Origin of the sequence: Alteromonas sp. KUL42, assembly GCF_006538325.1 — a bacterium.
Classification (GTDB): Bacteria; Pseudomonadota; Gammaproteobacteria; order Enterobacterales; family Alteromonadaceae; genus Alteromonas.
In genome coordinates this window covers 137,480-153,644 of the sequence record NZ_BJKK01000005.1, presented here as the reverse complement: position 1 = coordinate 153,644, position 16,165 = coordinate 137,480, and the positions used below count along the sequence as shown (strand labels likewise).

Sequence of the window (16,165 nt, the reverse complement as noted above, 5' to 3'; positions counted from 1 at the left end):
AAGAGTAGACCGAGTTAGTACAATGGCAGAATGGAACGGTAAATATATTCACCCTTACGCAGAGCACGGCAAAAAGAGCGAGCAGGTTAAGAAAGTCACTGTTTCTATACCCATTAATGTGCTTAAAGCGTTGACCGATGAGCGCACTCGTCGTCAGATAAACAATTTGCGTCACGCAACCAATTCAGAATTGCTGTGTGAAGCGTTTTTACATGCTTTTACTGGTCAACCGTTACCTAACGATGATGACTTGCGAAAAGATAACCCTAATCGCGTACCGGCAGAAGCCCGTCGAATTATGCAAGAAATGGGAATTGATCCTAGTTTCGAAAATGATGTAACGGAAGACTAGGTTCACTTAACCGCAACAGTTTTTAGCACTGAACTGCAAAAAAGGTTGAACCAAGAAGGTAAGACCAAGCAAAAACGGCACGCTTAAAGCGTGCCGTTTTTAGTTGCTATTGGATAACGTTATTCTTCTGATGCGCCAGCTAAACGCGCAACTCCAGATGCAATAGCTGCTTTAGAAACCGCTGTTGCAATGCGTTCACATAAACGTGGATCCATTGGTTTGGGAATAATGTAATCTTTACCAAACGACAGGTGTTCAGTGTTACTGGCTTTTAGCACTTCCACTGGAACTTCCTCTTTTGTTATTCCGCGAAGTGCTTCTACAGCTGCCACTTTCATCTCATCATTTATCGCAGTGGCTCTTACGTCTAATGCTCCTCTAAAAATAAAAGGGAAACACAGTACGTTGTTAACTTGGTTTGGATAATCAGAGCGACCCGTTGCCATGATCAAGTCTTTGCGTACCTCGTGAGCCAGTTCTGGTTTAATTTCTGGGTCAGGGTTGGAACACGCAAACACAATTGGGTTTTCGGCCATCAGCGCCAATGTTTCAGGAGGCAGTACATCTGGGCCTGAAACGCCCACAAAGATGTCGGCACCTTCCATAACATCTTCTAACGTGCGTTTGTCAGTGTTGTTAGCAAAGAGCTTTTTGTGTTCGGTGAGATCGTCACGACGGGTGTGAATCACGCCTTTTCTGTCTAGCATGTAAATGCGTTCACGCTGTGCGCCGCACTTAATCAATAATTCCATGCACGCTACTGCGGCAGCACCAGCACCCATGCACACAATTTTTGCGCTTTCAATGTCTTTACCTTGAATCTCTAACGCATTTAGCATTCCGGCGGCAGTTACTATCGCGGTACCGTGTTGGTCATCGTGAAAAACAGGAATTTTACAGCGCTTAATTAACTCTTGTTCAATTTCAAAACACTCAGGTGCTTTGATATCTTCAAGATTGATCCCGCCGAACGTATCGGCAATATTGGCGACCGTGTTGATGAATTCTTCTGTTGTACGATGTTTGACTTCGATATCGATGGCATCAAGACCTGCAAAACGCTTGAACAATAACGCTTTGCCCTCCATTACTGGTTTTGATGCTAGTGGGCCTAAGTTACCCAGACCAAGAATAGCGGTACCATTACTGATAACCGCAACTAAATTACCCTTAGCGGTATATTTATAGGCGTTATCAGGATCTTCAGCTATCTCTCTTACCGGCTCAGCCACACCAGGGCTATAGGCAAGAGCAAGATCGTCAACGCTATCTGCAGGTTTAGAGAGTTCGACGCGAATTTTCCCCGGTGTGGGATGGGCATGATAATCGAGTGCGCGTTGTCTAAAATCTGACATGTAAAATGGTTTCCTTAGATGTAGGGTTCATCGGTTTTTCGTACACACCTTGTATTTATTTCAATGTCGTTGTTGTTATAAGTTTATAAACGCAAGAGCTTTACGACGTGGTTGTTAGAATCTATCCAGTCATTACTGGTATACATTTGAAGGCGTATTCATCTTTACCATTAGGTTGGTTTAACGAACACTGGCCAATAGTAAGTCATTATTCACAAGATTAATACTCACTATCAATGTATCGATCGCAACTCTAACACAGCCTTTTACTGTGTACATATCTGATCAGAATTCTCATATCCCAATGTAGGTGAGAGATAGATATTAGACCAGTAACATAGGGCTATAATTGTCATTCATTAAATTTATTGTAGACTTGCTTTTCATATGGCAATTGTATTTTATGGTTCGAGGTATAGGGTGACTGAAAGAAAGCTCATAGACGTACTTACTACAGTGTGCGAAGAGGAAAAGAAGGCACATAATGGCTTTGTTTGGCTTACCCATGAGGGGCATTGGCGTTCGCCAAATATAACCGCAGTGTTTGATTCGCAAGCGCAGTTGAATACTGCACTGTCTCAAGGATGGGATATGGACTTTATAAATAAGGTGAATATAGCTTTGGCCTCAATTAAATCCCGTGCGGATTCTATAAACTTTGCCAGCGAAGAAGCGTGTAAAAAATTCAGTGGGGGAAATTGGCAAGTGCATCTCACCAAAGCACATTTTACCAAAGAGTATTTCACCAAAGAGCAGAGGCATTAAGACACTAAAAAACACCAGATAACAAAAAAGCGCCATATAGGCGCTTTCTCGAGATGATTATCAGGCTTACTTTTTGCCCAATGCACCGAAACGCTTCTTGAAGCGATCAACACGACCACCAGTATCAACGTTACGCTGCTTACCTGTGTAGAAAGGGTGGCATGCAGAACATACGTCAAGGTTGATGTCTTTACCCATAGTAGAACGGATTTTAATCTCGTTACCGCAAGAGCAAGATGCTGTGATTTCAGCGTATTCTGGGTGGATACCTTGTTTCATGGGATTACCTCACATAATAAGGCCGTATCGCTATACAACCCGAAGTTGCACACCATACGTAGCTTAAATTTAAAATGATAAGCCGTTTAAGAAACAGCCTATCGCAAAAGTGCGGCGCATAATAAAGGAACACAAGGCGGTGATCAAGTAGATTTTCTGCACGCTTTGGGCCTAGATAAGATTCATTTTCCGATTGTTTGACAAAGTATGGTTAAATATTCTTATTCATTTTTACCGGTTACGGCTAGAACTTGTTGTGTGGCTGTTATCACAGCTAAGTTTGTTTTGAAGTACAAATTACTATTACGCACTACTATTACGCAAAGTCCATAATGCTAACGCAATAAAAGTGACTAGCAGAAACTCATATTAAAACAGGTAAATTCTACAATATATGGCATTTATTCAGGTAGCGGTTCCCGTACCGCTCAGGCAACTATTCACTTATGTTCACAGTGAAGCCTTAGCCGCTGGTGTACGCGTTTTAGTCCCTTTTGGACCCCGTAAATTGGTGGGGGTTGTCGTAGATGGATGTTTTGAAATCGCCGGTGATAATGAAGCTGCTGATATTTCGAAAATTAAACCTATAGAGCAGACTATCGATGAACACCCTGTACTTGATGTCGCGCTGTTAAAAACTAGCGCAGTGGTTATGGCAATACTACCATCATGCGCCTGGTGAAGTTTTGCACGCAATGTTGCCTGTTTTATTGCGAAAAGGTGAGTCATCAACACCCACCCATGAGGAAATTCTGTTACTTACAACAGATGGTAAGGAAACTTGTGAAAATACTTTGTCTCGCGCACCGAAACAAAAAGCCTGTGTTGAAGCATTGTTAAATGGTGAGTTATTACTGACCCAAGCCAAAAAACAATTTGGTAGTGCCGCGGTTAAAGCCTTAATCGAAAAAGCATTGGCCCATGTTGTTGAGCAAGTGCCAGTTTTTGAAGAAGCGCGCTGGGTATCTACTTTTAATATTGCAGAGAAGCCTGTACCGGACACGGAGCAATCAGTGGCTATTGCCGCTTTAAACCGTCAACACAGTCAATTTGTGGTGAGTTTACTTGAAGGCGTGACAGGCAGCGGAAAAACAGAAGTTTATTTACAAGCTATAGAGCCGTTGCTTGAGCAAGGTAAACAAATTCTCATTTTAGTACCTGAAATAGGGCTTACACCGCAAACTGTTGCGCGTTTTGAAAGGCGTTTTAACATTGATGTTGGTGTGTTGCATTCACAGCTTTCTGACAAAGCCCGTTTACAAGTATGGCAGCGTGCACAAGCTGGCGAATTAGGTATTGTCATTGGTACGCGCTCAGCCATTTTTACACCGCTAAAAAACCCAGGGATGTTGATTGTAGATGAAGAGCATGACGAGTCATTTAAGCAACAAGATGGACTTCGCTATCACGCTAGAGACCTCGCGACAATGCGGGCAAAACTTCACAATATTCCCTTATTGCTAGGCAGCGCTACACCTGCACTAGAAACGTTGAATAACGCATTGAGTGGGCGTTTTTCTCACCTGCAATTGACTAAACGGGCGGGCGGTGCACAAAGCACTTACCAGCATGTATTAGATGCACGAGATCAACCCATTCATTATGGTATTGCCCAAGGTATGTTGACTATTATGCGCCAACATATCAATGCGGGTAATCAGGTACTGGTATTTGTAAATCGACGTGGCTATGCCCCAGCTTTACTGTGCCATCATTGCGGCGAAACGGTGATGTGCAAACGGTGTGATAAACCCTATACCGTACACAAATCACTGAACCGTCTACAGTGTCACCATTGTTCAGGTACCAGAGCAATGCCATCACATTGCGAAGCTTGTCACAGTAATGAGTTAGTAACAGCGGGCACTGGAACTGAACAGGTAGAACAAGGGCTCTCATCATTATTTCCTGGTGTAAAGCAAGTGCGTATAGACAGTGACTCTGTGCGCGGAAAAGACAAATTACATCAAACATTAGATGCTATAAACCGCCAAGAATATCAGCTACTTGTGGGCACCCAAATTTTGTCAAAAGGGCATCACTTTCCCCATGTGACATTAGTTGTTGTATTAGATGTTGACGGAGCACTATTTAGTGCTGATTTTCGTGCGCCAGAAAAGTTAGCGCAATTGGTAACGCAACTTGCAGGTAGAGCGGGGCGTGCCACAAAGCCTGGTGAAATGTGGTTACAAACCCATAATCCGCATCACCCTTTACTGCAAGATTTAGTTAACAATGGTTATCGCCACTTTGCCAGACACGCACTTATTGAGAGAAAAGCTGCGGGATTACCGCCGTTCATCAGCCAGTTTGTGATACGCGCAGAATCGACAGATAGCCGTTTAGCTTTCGGCTTTTTAAAAGCAACTAAAGATGTATTCGAGCAACAGCACGCTATTGACATTCATGGCCCTTTTCCATGCTTGATTGAAAAGCGACAAGGGCGATTTCGCTTTATGTTGGTGTGTAGTCATGAAAAGCGCGGGCCTTTGCACAACGCTTTGCGACTGACGTTGCCTTTTCTACAAGCATTGCCACAAGCGTTGAAAGTAAGATGGGCAGTGGATATTGATCCCACAGATTTCAGTTAGCTTGTTACACTGCAATGGGTTAACATTCCGAATTCACAGTTTGGGTGTTTTCAATGCGATATTATCTAACAGGTAAAATTTCTCAGATACGCATTAGTTACGCATTGGATCTTCATTAATAGAGTTGATTAACAACGTTTTCTTACGAACACGAACAACCATAAACAGTAGGAATTTTGTCGCATATGGCTCAACGCGATTATGTCTCTCGTGGGCGCTCTCCGCAGAAAAAGAAAGCTGCTAACAATAAAAGAAAACCAGCCGCCAACGCTCAGGCTAATACGCCTAGCGGAGGTAAGCTTCCACTCATTCGTTTAGTGGGTGTCTTTGCACTTGTTATAGGGTTTGGCGTATTTCTCTGGTCAATTAAAGATAACGTGGAAGAGGATGTTGATACCCAAGTCGCTAGGCCCGTTGCACCGACAGAAGAAACCCTTCCTGAGCTTCCAGAAGAAGAATGGGAATATATTAAAACCCTACCAGGCTATGAAGTAGAAGTAGAAGTTAAAGAACAAGAGAAATCTGATAAACGCTACCTCATGCAGTGTGCTTCGTTTAGAACGCGCGCTCAAGCGGAAGAAATGAAGGCGAAAATTGCTTTCCAAGGTCTTGAAGCGCTTATTAGACACAGTTCTGGTAGCAACGGCGAATGGTTCCGAGTGATTTTAGGGCCGTTTGAGTCGAAGCGTGATGCTGAAAAAGCCAAACACAGTTTGAGAAAAGTGAATATTGCTACTTGCCAAATTTGGTATTGGAATCTTTAGGTTTCAGGTTTAGGCGCTGAACTCTCTATATTTTGAATAGAAATTCTTAAGTGAAATGTAGAGTTGTGTGGCGCTTTTGAAGATTGTTGTTATTGGGATGAAAAATCGTCAAGCGGCATTTCATCGGAAAAGCTGGCTAATTCAGAGCGAGAGTAATGTTCACCATAAATGTGGGCGAGTGTTCCATTCTCTCTTAATTCAGACATCTTCCGATCAAATTGGGCGGCCAGCTTTCTACCTTTAACCGAGTTTCTAAAGGCAAGATATAATTTTTCGCCTTCTCTTATCACCTGATGATGAATTCGCCCGCGATAATTTTCGACGAAATTTTCTTCATAATCTAAAACATAATCAATGCGTTTGTTAACCAATAGCGTAAATCCAGCCTCTATATTATCTAGCGAATAAGAAGCATCAAGGTCGGGAAAAAATTTACTAAAGCCATAACCAGCTCGCCATGCTACTTTTTTACCCTTAAAGTTTACCTTTTCAGTCTCAGGAAGCGTTTCATCGGCACGATAGAAAATGTGGATAGGTAGGTCAGTGTCGAGTATCCAGTTTGCGTAATGTGCATCGGGCAATTCATGCTGATAAACGCCAACTGCAATATCTGCGTTATTTGCCTTAAACTGATTCAATGCGCGAGGATAGGTACTTGTTTGATATTTAATGTCGTACTCGTCGTAAACCGCATCAATGAGTTCGTAGTAAATGCCAGAGTCATCTATGTTGGTAAAGGCTTTCCAATGCGCAGCACTGACCGCAATATGAGGGCGTGTGGTTTCTTCACTAATACATGTGGATGAAATGAAGAGTAGTAATAATACTAAATACCGCAATGTTAGTCTTCCGACGCTTATACTTAACTCGAGATTTTAGTATAGATAATCAATAACAATTACGGTAGTAGTTAAATCAAGTAGGTTTTGTAGCGTTTTGTATCAACACATTATTTGCGCATTATTTGGTTGTCTTTTAAAAGGTGGGTGCCGAGTAAAATAAACCACAGGATTTGTCCGAGTCCGAATATCGTCGTCGTTGCCTCAAAAAATACATTGTCAGCTAACATCGATAGTCCCGAAAATAGTGTTAAAACACCAGCAAACCCCACAATAAGACCAAGTATATGAGTGGCTTTCGGATAGATGTTTTGTTTCAAACCCATGTAACTAATAACAAATACCCATAGCGCTCCAATTAGTTCTATTCCACCACCGAGTGCGTCTACGACGATATGAATGGTATTCATCGTTATGACGGCGTTATTTTCATCAGTGTTTGCGTACTTCGCTAGTAGCGACAGATTGACCAAGAAAACAAAGGTGCTCGCCAAAACGAATGTGACCCATATATTACCTAATACAGCGTTGTAGTTTGAAAGTACGGGCGAACTTTTTACAAACCGCGTTTGAAGTGATTGGTTCAATGCAATCAAACTTAGGCTAAATACAATACCAATAACGAGGTAACCAATGTAAAAGACGTCTCGTTGTGCAATGAGAGAGTGCAAACGGGAAATGTCAGATTGAGCTTCAGGTGGGGCGATAACGCCTATAAACAAAACAAAGCCAAACACGTAAGTTAGCGCACAAATTACTGCTGCGATACCACCAGCGCGAAAGCTCTGCATAAGAAGTGTCCTTTAAATTTGTATTTGTTACTAAGGTTGCTATTACGCGTTATCTAATTATGTATAGCAAACAGCGTTTTGTAACAGTAAGTAACGAGAGGCCTAAAAATCACTAGGGGCCAACGTTACTTCTCACATTGTTGCCCCAGACTTTGTTGCTGTTGGCTAATTTGGGCTGCCAAACTACATCAGTAGCGCCTTTCGACGGACAATTTGGACCACCAAAAAAGAGAATGAACAAAGATAAACCTGCTCTAGTATTGATAAGCGAAACAGTATCCCTTGAAAATGCGCCGCTTTGCCCCACTTTAAGACTATTGGACTTTCTATGTCACTACCTCTTCAATGATTTGACGTAGTGGCACCCAGCAATACGGGGAAATAACGTGACAACGATTGTATCAGTGAGACGTGGAAATCAAGTGGTAATGGCCGGTGATGGTCAGGTATCTCTTGGCAATACGGTAATGAAAGGCAACGCCCGAAAAGTGCGCCGCTTATATCACGACAAAATTTTGGCCGGTTTTGCCGGTGGTACAGCAGATGCGTTTACACTGTTTGAACGCTTCGAAGCAAAGCTTGAGGCGCACCAAGGTCACTTGACCAAAGCTGCGGTTGAACTTGCAAAAGATTGGCGTACCGACCGCATGCTTCGAAAACTAGAAGCATTACTTGCCGTGGCAGATGAAACCGCCTCGTTCATTATTACTGGAAACGGTGATGTGGTGCAGCCAGAGCAAGATTTAATTGCTATTGGTTCGGGTGGAAATTATGCCCAAGCAGCGGCCACAGCATTATTGAACAATACAGAGCTTAGCGCAAAAGACATTGCTGAAAAAGCACTGACCATTGCCGGCGATATTTGTGTATTCACAAATCACAGCCAAACTATAGATGTATTAGATTACTAGACAGCAGCACATACGTACTGTCTTGCTCAAGGTGTCGCGATTTACTCGTGCTCACTGAGCGTTAGTTAGATAAAAGGGTTTATTCATGTCTGAAATGACACCACGAGAAATTGTTCACGAGTTAGATCGCCATATCATCGGTCAGCAAGATGCAAAACGCGCAGTATCTATAGCGCTTCGCAACCGCTGGCGTCGTATGCAACTTGAGCCTGAATTACGTCAGGAAGTGACGCCGAAAAATATCCTTATGATTGGCCCAACAGGGGTTGGTAAAACAGAGATTGCCCGTCGTCTTGCAAAGCTTGCCAATGCGCCTTTTATTAAAGTTGAAGCCACTAAGTTTACGGAAGTGGGCTATGTGGGGAAAGAAGTTGAAACTATCATTCGTGATCTTGCTGATATTGCAGTGAAGATGACGAAAGAAAATGAAATGAAGAAGGTTAAGTTTCGCGCTGAAGAAGCTGCCGAAGACCGCATTTTAGATACACTTATACCGCCACCTGAAGATGCGTGGGGCAATAAAGAAGAAGTGGAAGATCGCGGCACGCGTCAAGCATTTAGAAAGAAACTTCGCCAAGGCGATCTCGACGACAAAGAAATTGAAATTGATGTTGCTCTTCCACAGGTGGGTGTAGAAATTATGGCACCTCCTGGCATGGAGGAAATGACTAACCAACTTCAAGGCATGTTCCAGAACCTATCTGGCTCGCAAAAGAAAAAGAAGAAACTGAAGATCAAAGACGCTTTTAAGCTATTGGTTGAAGAAGAAGCTGCGCGCTTGGTGAACCAAGAAGACTTGAAAGAAAAGGCCATTGAATCGGTTGAACAGCACGGCATCGTGTTTATCGATGAGATTGATAAGATTTGCAAACGCGAAGGTAATACATCAGGTGATGTGTCTCGTGAAGGTGTTCAGCGTGATTTACTGCCTTTAGTTGAAGGTTCAACAGTATCAACCAAGCACGGCATGGTGAAGACTGACCATATTTTGTTCATCGCATCAGGTGCGTTTCAAATGAGCAAACCGTCTGATCTTATTCCTGAGCTGCAAGGTCGTTTACCTATTCGCGTTGAATTATCAGCATTAAAAGTAGGTGATTTTAAACGTATTCTCACTGAACCAAATGCATCGCTGACGCATCAGTATATTGCACTTATGAAAACAGAAGGCGTAGATATTAGCTTTGATGATTCGGGTATTCAGCGTATTGCAGAAGCGGCGTGGCAAGTAAATGAGCGGACGGAAAATATTGGTGCTCGTCGACTTCACACAGTATTAGAGCGTTTGATGGAAGACATTTCATTTGACGCATCTGAGAAAAGTGGAGAGTCGTTTGTTATTGATGCCGACTACGTGAATTCTCATTTAGAAACCCTCGTCGACAACGAAGATTTGTCGAGATTCATCCTGTAACATTATGTGTGGGTCTAGAAACCTCGGCTGACAAACCATAACTAGGCTCTCATTTTCGAAACTAGAATCTTATACGGCGTTTTTCCTTTCAAGCCACCATGTGGCCTATGGAAGTTGTAAAACGCCTCCCATTCAGCCAATTTGGCTTCTACGTCTCCTCATTTGCCTTTTTGCGTATTATATTAACTATTCGATTGTGAACGATTTGTGAAAGGAGCAAGGTGTCATCGCCAGTGGTATTCACAAACTGAACAACAACGGTGTCAATGTCAGGATAGTAACGAGCGCGACTCCAGTAACCCAACACCCAGCCATCGTGCTGATACTCATAAAGCCCTTTATAAATATCGACTTCTTCAGGAGTAAATAAGGAACCATCATTGAGTGCCCTAACAAATTTCCCAACTGCTTCTGCTGATGCGACCATACCTTGGTCTAGATATTTGAAATCATCTGGATATCCAATGTAATATCCACTCATCATCCTGTTTTGGTTAACCTCATTGACCGACATAAAAGTATCCTCAATACCCAAGGGAAATAACATTTCTGCCTTTATAAATTGCCCGTAGTCGTAACCAAGTATTTTTGTCATGATCTTATGCAACAGTAGGTAATTTGTATTTGAGTAGCTGTAGTCAGTGTCTGGTTTAAAGTCAGCTGGCTTATCAAGAATCAACGCTAAACCATCGATGTTCGATTTGCTCCAGTCAAATCCTTCAACATCAGTAAAATTCGGGATGCCACTTCGGTGTTGAATCATCATGCGAAGCGTAATTTTGTCGGCGTATTGGATGTGTTCGATTAACTCTGGCATATAGTCAACAAGCGTTTTTTCCAACGACAGGGTTTTATTAGCTACGAGTTTTACGATTGCAGACGCGTCATAAAGCTTTCCTATACTCGCTATTTTAAACAATGCTTGTGGATCCGCAGGCGTTTTAGTATCACGATTGTGATAACCTTTGGCATAGAATTCAGGCGGCTCGCCATTTCTATCAACGTATACAACAATTCCATCTAATCGTTCGTCTACGGCATTCGCTAGCTCTTGTTCTATCGTTTCTGGCGTCGATTTTAGGTAGTAAAGTCCAAACTCCCAAGGCGCAAACACATAGATACTGGTTATAGTTAAAATGGCCGCGGTGGCAATTCGCATAATCGTAAACTTAGATTTAGTCATTTATTTAACTTTCGATTTTTAGAGGTTTAAATAAACAGACTTTTATTTCAATAGCAGCGCTTGTAAGCACTGCTCGTTGATAATGCCTGTTAACTTCTTCAACAGAATCTAGATGGAAACCCAGCATAGTTCCATTTCCGTTTGTGGCTGGTTTCCCATCGAACGGTTCTGCTAAAGCAAACATAAAACTTTCATTAACCCTCAGGGACATTCGTTCTTGCCCATGAATTTTATTCAAGTCACAACCAACAAATAACTCATCATAAAAAGCCTCTGCCTTTCTCTTATATTGGTAGATTGGAGCTTACTTAGTTTTTGAACTCAATTCAGTTCGTTTCACCTGCAATTTGACCGACCAGTAAATTATGGTAATTAATACAGAAATTACTGGCAGCATTAATAGCTCTGTTCGTTGTATAGACTCAGGTAAGTGCTTAGCTTGGCCAAGAAAGAAAGCTGCTGTCGACATTAACAGGGGAAAAAACATACGCCATAAATGTCTAATTAATCTGCTATTTCCGCTTAATCCACCACGTATTAGAAAACGACAATCACCGATGCAGCACAAAGCCATAACACTGCCGAAAACTATATAAGCTTCAATGCCAAAGCCTCCTAGCACTTTGCTCTCCATCTGGGTGATCAGATAAGAATACCAACCAAATCCAATTGTAATCATAATGACAAAAGTAAACAGCAGCTTATCATATGCATTAGTTTGCTTAGGAGGTTGCCAAATCGTGTTTACTGAAGACAATACAAAATAGCAAAGTACTAAACCATTGAGCATTGAAAGCGGTATTTCTCTTGCAATCGCTATATACGTACCAGTAAGCCCAAGTGCTAACATGGCTACGACATAAACTCGACCTAGGTACTTATGTGCCAGTTGTCCTTTTTTTGCAACAATCACTGAGTACCCAGCTAACAGAGCGATAGCACCCGCACATATATGAAACACTAAAAAAACGATAAAAACATGGAGAAATACCTCTAGAGTTAACTGGCTTTTTCAAGCTGTTCATTAACTAAATGTGAGTCACATTTAAACCCTGCCACCAAAAGATAAATCGGCACAATAAGTTGAGTTAGAGCGATAGGTGCTTGAATCAAAGTTGGAATGGGCAATTCAAAAAAAGTATGACCAACTGCAATCAACTGAAGTGTTACGGAGAAAATTGCGAAACTGGCAAGGTAAGTTGGCAACAGTTTTTCTCTTAAAACCAAGCCATAGAAAAACAACAAGCTTAAACTTGATATAAATATTGAAAAAAAGTGCGCCTCATTTCTTCCTGTCGCCAGTAGCTTTTTAAGTGGCTCGAATGTCTCACTACTTGAACCAGCATCTAAATAACCACCTGTTAAAAAAACTACGTATTCAGACAGTTTTGCGTATTCAACTGTAGAAAGCGCTATTCCTACCGCAGCTAAGGCAATAAGGGTAATAAACATGCCGCCGTGTCTACTCACTCTGTCTTTTGGCAGTAGCAAACCAAATACCAGATTAAGTGAACTAATAATAAGTGCCACAAGAGTTGCACTTCCTAGTATATAGATGAGTTCTTGAGTACTTACTGAGCCGTCATATCTTAAAATTGGTTTTAAAAAATAGAAATTTAAAACTATTCCCAAGATCATTTGCACAAGCATCAAACATGCTAAGAATCTCGCGATGGATTTGTTACTGCTATTAAGTAGTGACATAAATTGCTCCTTTGTTGGTAATTAGGAGCGATCATACCCACTTCCATTAATGGCTTGGGTAACATAGTGTAACAATTGCAATGAAGGGTTTGTGTTTGACTCTCTCATGAAAGAATATGTCTTAAACAACACACAAGTAGCTACTATGACAAAGATATTAATAGTTGATGATGATGAAGAGTTAACGGAAAGTTTAGCTGCTTTCTTCAATAATCATCAATGTGAGCTCGTCGTAGCCAATGATCCGCTTTTAGCGATGGTTCTGATTGAAAAGGAAGCGCCACAATTACTGCTTTTGGATGTGATGATGCCCAAAGTCGATGGCTTTACCTTATGTGAACAGATCCGAAAAAAATACACATTACCTATTATTATGTTAACTGCTAGAGGTAAGTTAGAAGATAAAGTACATGGCTTCGAAATTGGTGTTGATGATTACTTACCCAAACCTTTTGAACCATTAGAGCTGTTAGCCAGAGTACAAGCCTTACTTCGGCGAACAAGGAGTAAAAAGGAAGAAACCGAAAAACAGGAGCACATTCAGTTTGCTAGCCTTGATATTTTTCCCGCACAGCAATTAGTTAAAGTGAACGGTGATGAGATCAGCTTGTCTGGAATGGAATTTCACTTGCTTTATACGCTGGCGACCAATCCTGGCAAGGTTTATAACCGAGAACAAATCACCGGCGCCTTAAAAGGCGTAGAGGTTGACTTGTATGGTCGCGCTGTCGATATATTGCTAAGTCGTCTAAGACAAAAACTGAATGATTCTGCCGCAGATCCCATGTTCATAAAAACCATCAGGGGCATTGGTTACACATTTATAGGGAAGCCGTTGTGAAACACCCAAACTTGAACTTATACACGCGCTTCTTTTTGCTGTTTGCCATCACGACACTACTACTAATTGTTCTGGTTGTACTGGGGAGTTTTTCCATGTCTGAACAAAAGGCACAGCAAATTGTTTTAGACAGACATGAAGCGCTGTATGAAATGATGGCTAAATTAGTTGCAGGGGTAATTGATATTGAACACCTAAAGACAGAAGCTAAAAAGAATCGTGTTACGATACAAATTACCAGAGGCGAAAAAGTTTGGTTAACCGGTGACCCGTTACCAACACCTGAAGAATTAATGAAAAATGCAACACCTCTTGGCAAGCTGTTTTTTACAAAAGTAGACTCAAAATACTTTATATTTACCACTTCAAATAACACCACCATCGCGGTCACATCGCAAATAGCCAATCTTATCGTTTACCCCAATTGGCTGGTGTTTTGGCCCTGGTTTGGTGTGCTATTGGTATTGTTTGTTAATTATAAGATGTTGAATAAGCAGTTAAGTCCAATCCAGAGTGCCATAGAAAGCGCCACTCAAATTAGTCAAGGCAATCTTAAACACCGCATTCAAACTCACCCTGCCAATGACTTGGGAAAACTCACCAACGGTTTAAATATTATGGCTGAAAATTTAGAAGAACTTTTTGCTTCAAAGAATGAATTATTACTGTCAGTTAGCCATGAATTAAGATCTCCTATGGCAAGAATGAAGGTGTTGCTAGCACTTTTAAATAATGACCAAACCGTGTCAAAACTCAATCACGAAATAAACAAAATGGATGCCATTGTAGAGCAATTACTAGAAAGTGAACGGCTACGAGATACACACAAAGTATTAAATTTAGAGCCATATTACTTTCCCAATGTGATATCAGACATCATCAATAGTTTTGATGGCATAGACAACTTAACGCTAGAAGGCTCAATTCCAGAGATAGTCATTGATATTGATTTAGGCCGCTTTAAGTTTTTAGTGCGTAATTTAATTGAAAATGCGCTAACCCATTCCACCGACTCAAGCCGTGTACTTATTGCCTGCAAAAAGAGTTCAAATCAACTAACAATCTCGGTAAGAGATTTTGGCTCAGGAATGGATGAACAGTTTTTGTCTAAGGTGTTTGAGCCCTTTTCTCAAGTTGAAAACGTGAACAACCGCAGCAATAAAGGTGTTGGTTTAGGATTATTTTTATGCAAGCGTATCGCACTAGCTCATGCTGGCGATTTATCAGTAAAAAGTGAGCTTGGCAAAGGTAGTGAGTTTACCTTTAGTTTACCAATCACTACCTAGCGTTGAGCTTGGTGTATACATATTAATTGCAATGAAAAATGCGTGGAACTCCTTATATGTGATGCTTGCACCGTAAGCGTTATGCCTCCTCCACCTTGATTAGGCCCCCAATAGCCCAGAAATTTCTGGGCTATTGGTTGAGAACTACCGAGCAGAGCTTCAGTATTAACTAATATCTTTTCCCTCGTTTTCGAATGTGCCATAAATGGGGTCTTTGGGCACTTCTATTACGTCAATGGGCACAGGAACAGATATCACATCTATTCCACCTGATACCTGTGCAAGTTGTTCTTTATTAAGTGCTGATAATGAACGAGTTGTGTTGATTGTATCTTTCATGATTTACGCTCCTTGTATTTGCGCGTTGTGTTAAGAAAGCTGATGTGCCGGAACAGACACCGCTTCGTGGTAAAGTGTTCTAAAGCACCCGGCAATTAATGCGGTGCGGCTAGTGATATTGAGTTTTTTATAAATATTAGCGCAGTGAAACTTAACGGTTCGCTCACTAATAAAGAGTTCATTCGCAATGACTTTGTTTGAACGGCCTTCCATGATCTTATGGGCCACCTGAAGCTCTCGTTTTGAAAGGCAATCAATAGGTAGCATCAAATCGTTTGCAGCAAGTCTTCTATTATTAATTTGCATGCGTTCATCTTGGGTCATTAAAACGTTACTTTCTTTTACTTCATGGGTATTCATAAGTTTCTCCAAACTGTGTTTACATTGATAAATTACATCCTTTTAAAAAACTAATGTAATTGAGTATCTGGCTGTCTTTTCCTTAAGACTTTTCATCCTTGGCATCGTATCCATGACACCTCCTTTGTTACTGCCAGACACTCATTGGTCACTGGTTTGTTGGTGACGTTTTCAACACTAGAAGGTTTTGGAAATAGGGTGATTTGTGCTTGGGTCCTGTATTTTGACCCCTTTGTATTCAGTACCCGTGGCGCATTTGTGAAAATCAAAGGCTCAAAATTGAAGTTTGCAATGAATGGGGAGGGATAAAGGAACTGTTAATTAGTCGTAGAAGTGTTTAAAGAATGTGCTATAAAAAACAGAGGAATATGAAAATAGCGGTAATAAAGTA

At 41.4% G+C, this 16,165-nt stretch carries 18 protein-coding genes and 1 pseudogene; 8 read left to right on the top strand and 11 right to left on the bottom strand.

Features of this window, described 5'->3' with window-relative positions; genetic code table 11:
* Positions 1–22 precede the first annotated feature (22 nt).
* A complete protein-coding gene (metJ, locus tag EYR97_RS09460) occupies positions 23–352 on the top strand; it encodes a met regulon transcriptional regulator MetJ (RefSeq protein ID WP_131093586.1) in 330 nt (109 codons plus the stop codon).
* A 119-nt stretch (positions 353–471) separates the two neighbouring features.
* Here metJ and EYR97_RS09455 read toward each other — a convergent pair whose 3' ends face one another.
* Positions 472–1,707: a malic enzyme-like NAD(P)-binding protein gene (locus tag EYR97_RS09455; protein WP_131093585.1), complete on the bottom strand. Its 1,236-nt coding sequence runs from the start codon at positions 1,705–1,707 to the stop codon at positions 472–474.
* Positions 1,708–2,127: 420 nt separating this feature from the next.
* On the opposite strand from EYR97_RS09455, the gene EYR97_RS09450 reads away from it, so the two are divergent.
* Entirely contained in the window at positions 2,128–2,472 is a 345-nt protein-coding gene (locus EYR97_RS09450; protein WP_131093584.1) for a hypothetical protein, read from the top strand.
* A gap of 66 nt (positions 2,473–2,538) precedes the next feature.
* Here the strand turns inward: EYR97_RS09450 and rpmE are convergent, their stop codons facing one another.
* Positions 2,539–2,751, bottom strand: coding sequence for a 50S ribosomal protein L31 (gene rpmE, locus EYR97_RS09445; RefSeq protein ID WP_131093583.1), 213 nt, complete (start codon positions 2,749–2,751; stop codon positions 2,539–2,541).
* Positions 2,752–3,145: 394 nt separating this feature from the next.
* On the opposite strand from rpmE, the pseudogene priA reads away from it, so the two are divergent.
* Both priA and EYR97_RS09435 read left to right on the top strand, forming a co-directional pair.
* A pseudogene (gene priA / locus EYR97_RS09440) lies at positions 3,146–5,342 on the top strand (primosomal protein N').
* A gap of 185 nt (positions 5,343–5,527) precedes the next feature.
* Complete coding sequence (locus EYR97_RS09435) at positions 5,528–6,106, top strand: SPOR domain-containing protein (protein ID WP_131093582.1); 579 nt, start codon at positions 5,528–5,530, stop codon at positions 6,104–6,106.
* 89 nt (positions 6,107–6,195) lie between these two features.
* Here the strand turns inward: EYR97_RS09435 and EYR97_RS09430 are convergent, their stop codons facing one another.
* Both EYR97_RS09430 and EYR97_RS09425 read right to left on the bottom strand, forming a co-directional pair.
* A complete protein-coding gene (locus EYR97_RS09430; protein ID WP_165478018.1) occupies positions 6,196–6,945 on the bottom strand; it encodes an ABC transporter substrate-binding protein in 750 nt (249 codons plus the stop codon).
* 110 nt (positions 6,946–7,055) lie between these two features.
* Positions 7,056–7,736 (bottom strand): DUF4386 family protein, encoded by a 681-nt coding sequence (locus EYR97_RS09425; protein WP_131093580.1) that lies wholly within the window; start codon positions 7,734–7,736, stop codon positions 7,056–7,058.
* Positions 7,737–8,122: 386 nt separating this feature from the next.
* Here EYR97_RS09425 and hslV point away from each other — a divergent pair, with 386 nt between their 5' ends.
* Both hslV and hslU read left to right on the top strand, forming a co-directional pair.
* The gene (hslV, locus tag EYR97_RS09420) at positions 8,123–8,647 is read left to right on the top strand and encodes an ATP-dependent protease subunit HslV (protein ID WP_131093579.1); all 525 of its coding nucleotides are present in this window, start codon (positions 8,123–8,125) and stop codon (positions 8,645–8,647) included.
* 85 nt (positions 8,648–8,732) lie between these two features.
* On the top strand, positions 8,733–10,061 hold the full coding sequence (hslU, locus tag EYR97_RS09415; protein WP_131093578.1) for an HslU--HslV peptidase ATPase subunit: 1,329 nt from the start codon (positions 8,733–8,735) through the stop codon (positions 10,059–10,061).
* A gap of 41 nt (positions 10,062–10,102) precedes the next feature.
* Here hslU and EYR97_RS09410 read toward each other — a convergent pair whose 3' ends face one another.
* From EYR97_RS09410 to EYR97_RS09390, 5 genes are all read right to left on the bottom strand, one after another.
* On the bottom strand, positions 10,103–10,201 hold the full coding sequence (locus EYR97_RS09410; protein ID WP_131093577.1) for a hypothetical protein: 99 nt from the start codon (positions 10,199–10,201) through the stop codon (positions 10,103–10,105).
* 8 nt (positions 10,202–10,209) lie between these two features.
* Positions 10,210–11,244: a serine hydrolase gene (locus EYR97_RS09405; RefSeq protein WP_131093576.1), complete on the bottom strand. Its 1,035-nt coding sequence runs from the start codon at positions 11,242–11,244 to the stop codon at positions 10,210–10,212.
* A 4-nt stretch (positions 11,245–11,248) separates the two neighbouring features.
* Positions 11,249–11,482 (bottom strand): hypothetical protein, encoded by a 234-nt coding sequence (locus EYR97_RS09400; protein WP_131093575.1) that lies wholly within the window; start codon positions 11,480–11,482, stop codon positions 11,249–11,251.
* A 66-nt stretch (positions 11,483–11,548) separates the two neighbouring features.
* Complete coding sequence (locus EYR97_RS09395; protein WP_165478017.1) at positions 11,549–12,205, bottom strand: DUF2306 domain-containing protein; 657 nt, start codon at positions 12,203–12,205, stop codon at positions 11,549–11,551.
* A 38-nt stretch (positions 12,206–12,243) separates the two neighbouring features.
* A complete protein-coding gene (locus tag EYR97_RS09390; RefSeq protein ID WP_131093573.1) occupies positions 12,244–12,948 on the bottom strand; it encodes a hypothetical protein in 705 nt (234 codons plus the stop codon).
* A gap of 145 nt (positions 12,949–13,093) precedes the next feature.
* On the opposite strand from EYR97_RS09390, the gene EYR97_RS09385 reads away from it, so the two are divergent.
* Complete coding sequence (locus EYR97_RS09385; RefSeq protein WP_181409139.1) at positions 13,094–13,789, top strand: response regulator transcription factor; 696 nt, start codon at positions 13,094–13,096, stop codon at positions 13,787–13,789.
* Between the two features lie 95 nt (positions 13,790–13,884).
* Complete coding sequence (locus EYR97_RS09380; RefSeq protein WP_131093571.1) at positions 13,885–15,075, top strand: HAMP domain-containing sensor histidine kinase; 1,191 nt, start codon at positions 13,885–13,887, stop codon at positions 15,073–15,075.
* 165 nt (positions 15,076–15,240) lie between these two features.
* Here EYR97_RS09380 and EYR97_RS21880 read toward each other — a convergent pair whose 3' ends face one another.
* Positions 15,241–15,414 carry a hypothetical protein gene (locus EYR97_RS21880; RefSeq protein ID WP_165478015.1) on the bottom strand — a complete coding sequence of 58 codons (174 nt, stop codon included), beginning with the start codon at positions 15,412–15,414 and terminating at the stop codon, positions 15,241–15,243.
* Positions 15,415–15,444: 30 nt separating this feature from the next.
* A complete protein-coding gene (locus EYR97_RS09375; RefSeq protein WP_131093570.1) occupies positions 15,445–15,774 on the bottom strand; it encodes a helix-turn-helix transcriptional regulator in 330 nt (109 codons plus the stop codon).
* Between the last annotated feature and the right edge of the window lie 391 nt (positions 15,775–16,165).

What these genes read in the sequence shown, in the direction of transcription:
- EYR97_RS09385 (WP_181409139.1), top strand. Translation starts at nt 13,094, where the DNA reads ATGACAAAGATATTAATAGTTGATGATGATGAAGAGTTAACGGAAAGT.
- EYR97_RS09380 (WP_131093571.1), top strand. Translation starts at nt 13,885, where the DNA reads ATGTCTGAACAAAAGGCACAGCAAATTGTTTTAGACAGACATGAAGCG.
- EYR97_RS09390 (WP_131093573.1), bottom strand. Translation starts at nt 12,948, where the DNA reads ATGTCACTACTTAATAGCAGTAACAAATCCATCGCGAGATTCTTAGCA.
- metJ (WP_131093586.1), top strand. Translation starts at nt 23, where the DNA reads ATGGCAGAATGGAACGGTAAATATATTCACCCTTACGCAGAGCACGGC.
- rpmE (WP_131093583.1), bottom strand. Translation starts at nt 2,751, where the DNA reads ATGAAACAAGGTATCCACCCAGAATACGCTGAAATCACAGCATCTTGC.
- EYR97_RS09435 (WP_131093582.1), top strand. Translation starts at nt 5,528, where the DNA reads ATGGCTCAACGCGATTATGTCTCTCGTGGGCGCTCTCCGCAGAAAAAG.
- EYR97_RS09455 (WP_131093585.1), bottom strand. Translation starts at nt 1,707, where the DNA reads ATGTCAGATTTTAGACAACGCGCACTCGATTATCATGCCCATCCCACA.
- hslU (WP_131093578.1), top strand. Translation starts at nt 8,733, where the DNA reads ATGTCTGAAATGACACCACGAGAAATTGTTCACGAGTTAGATCGCCAT.
- EYR97_RS09375 (WP_131093570.1), bottom strand. Translation starts at nt 15,774, where the DNA reads ATGAATACCCATGAAGTAAAAGAAAGTAACGTTTTAATGACCCAAGAT.
- EYR97_RS09405 (WP_131093576.1), bottom strand. Translation starts at nt 11,244, where the DNA reads ATGACTAAATCTAAGTTTACGATTATGCGAATTGCCACCGCGGCCATT.
- EYR97_RS21880 (WP_165478015.1), bottom strand. Translation starts at nt 15,414, where the DNA reads ATGAAAGATACAATCAACACAACTCGTTCATTATCAGCACTTAATAAA.
- EYR97_RS09425 (WP_131093580.1), bottom strand. Translation starts at nt 7,736, where the DNA reads ATGCAGAGCTTTCGCGCTGGTGGTATCGCAGCAGTAATTTGTGCGCTA.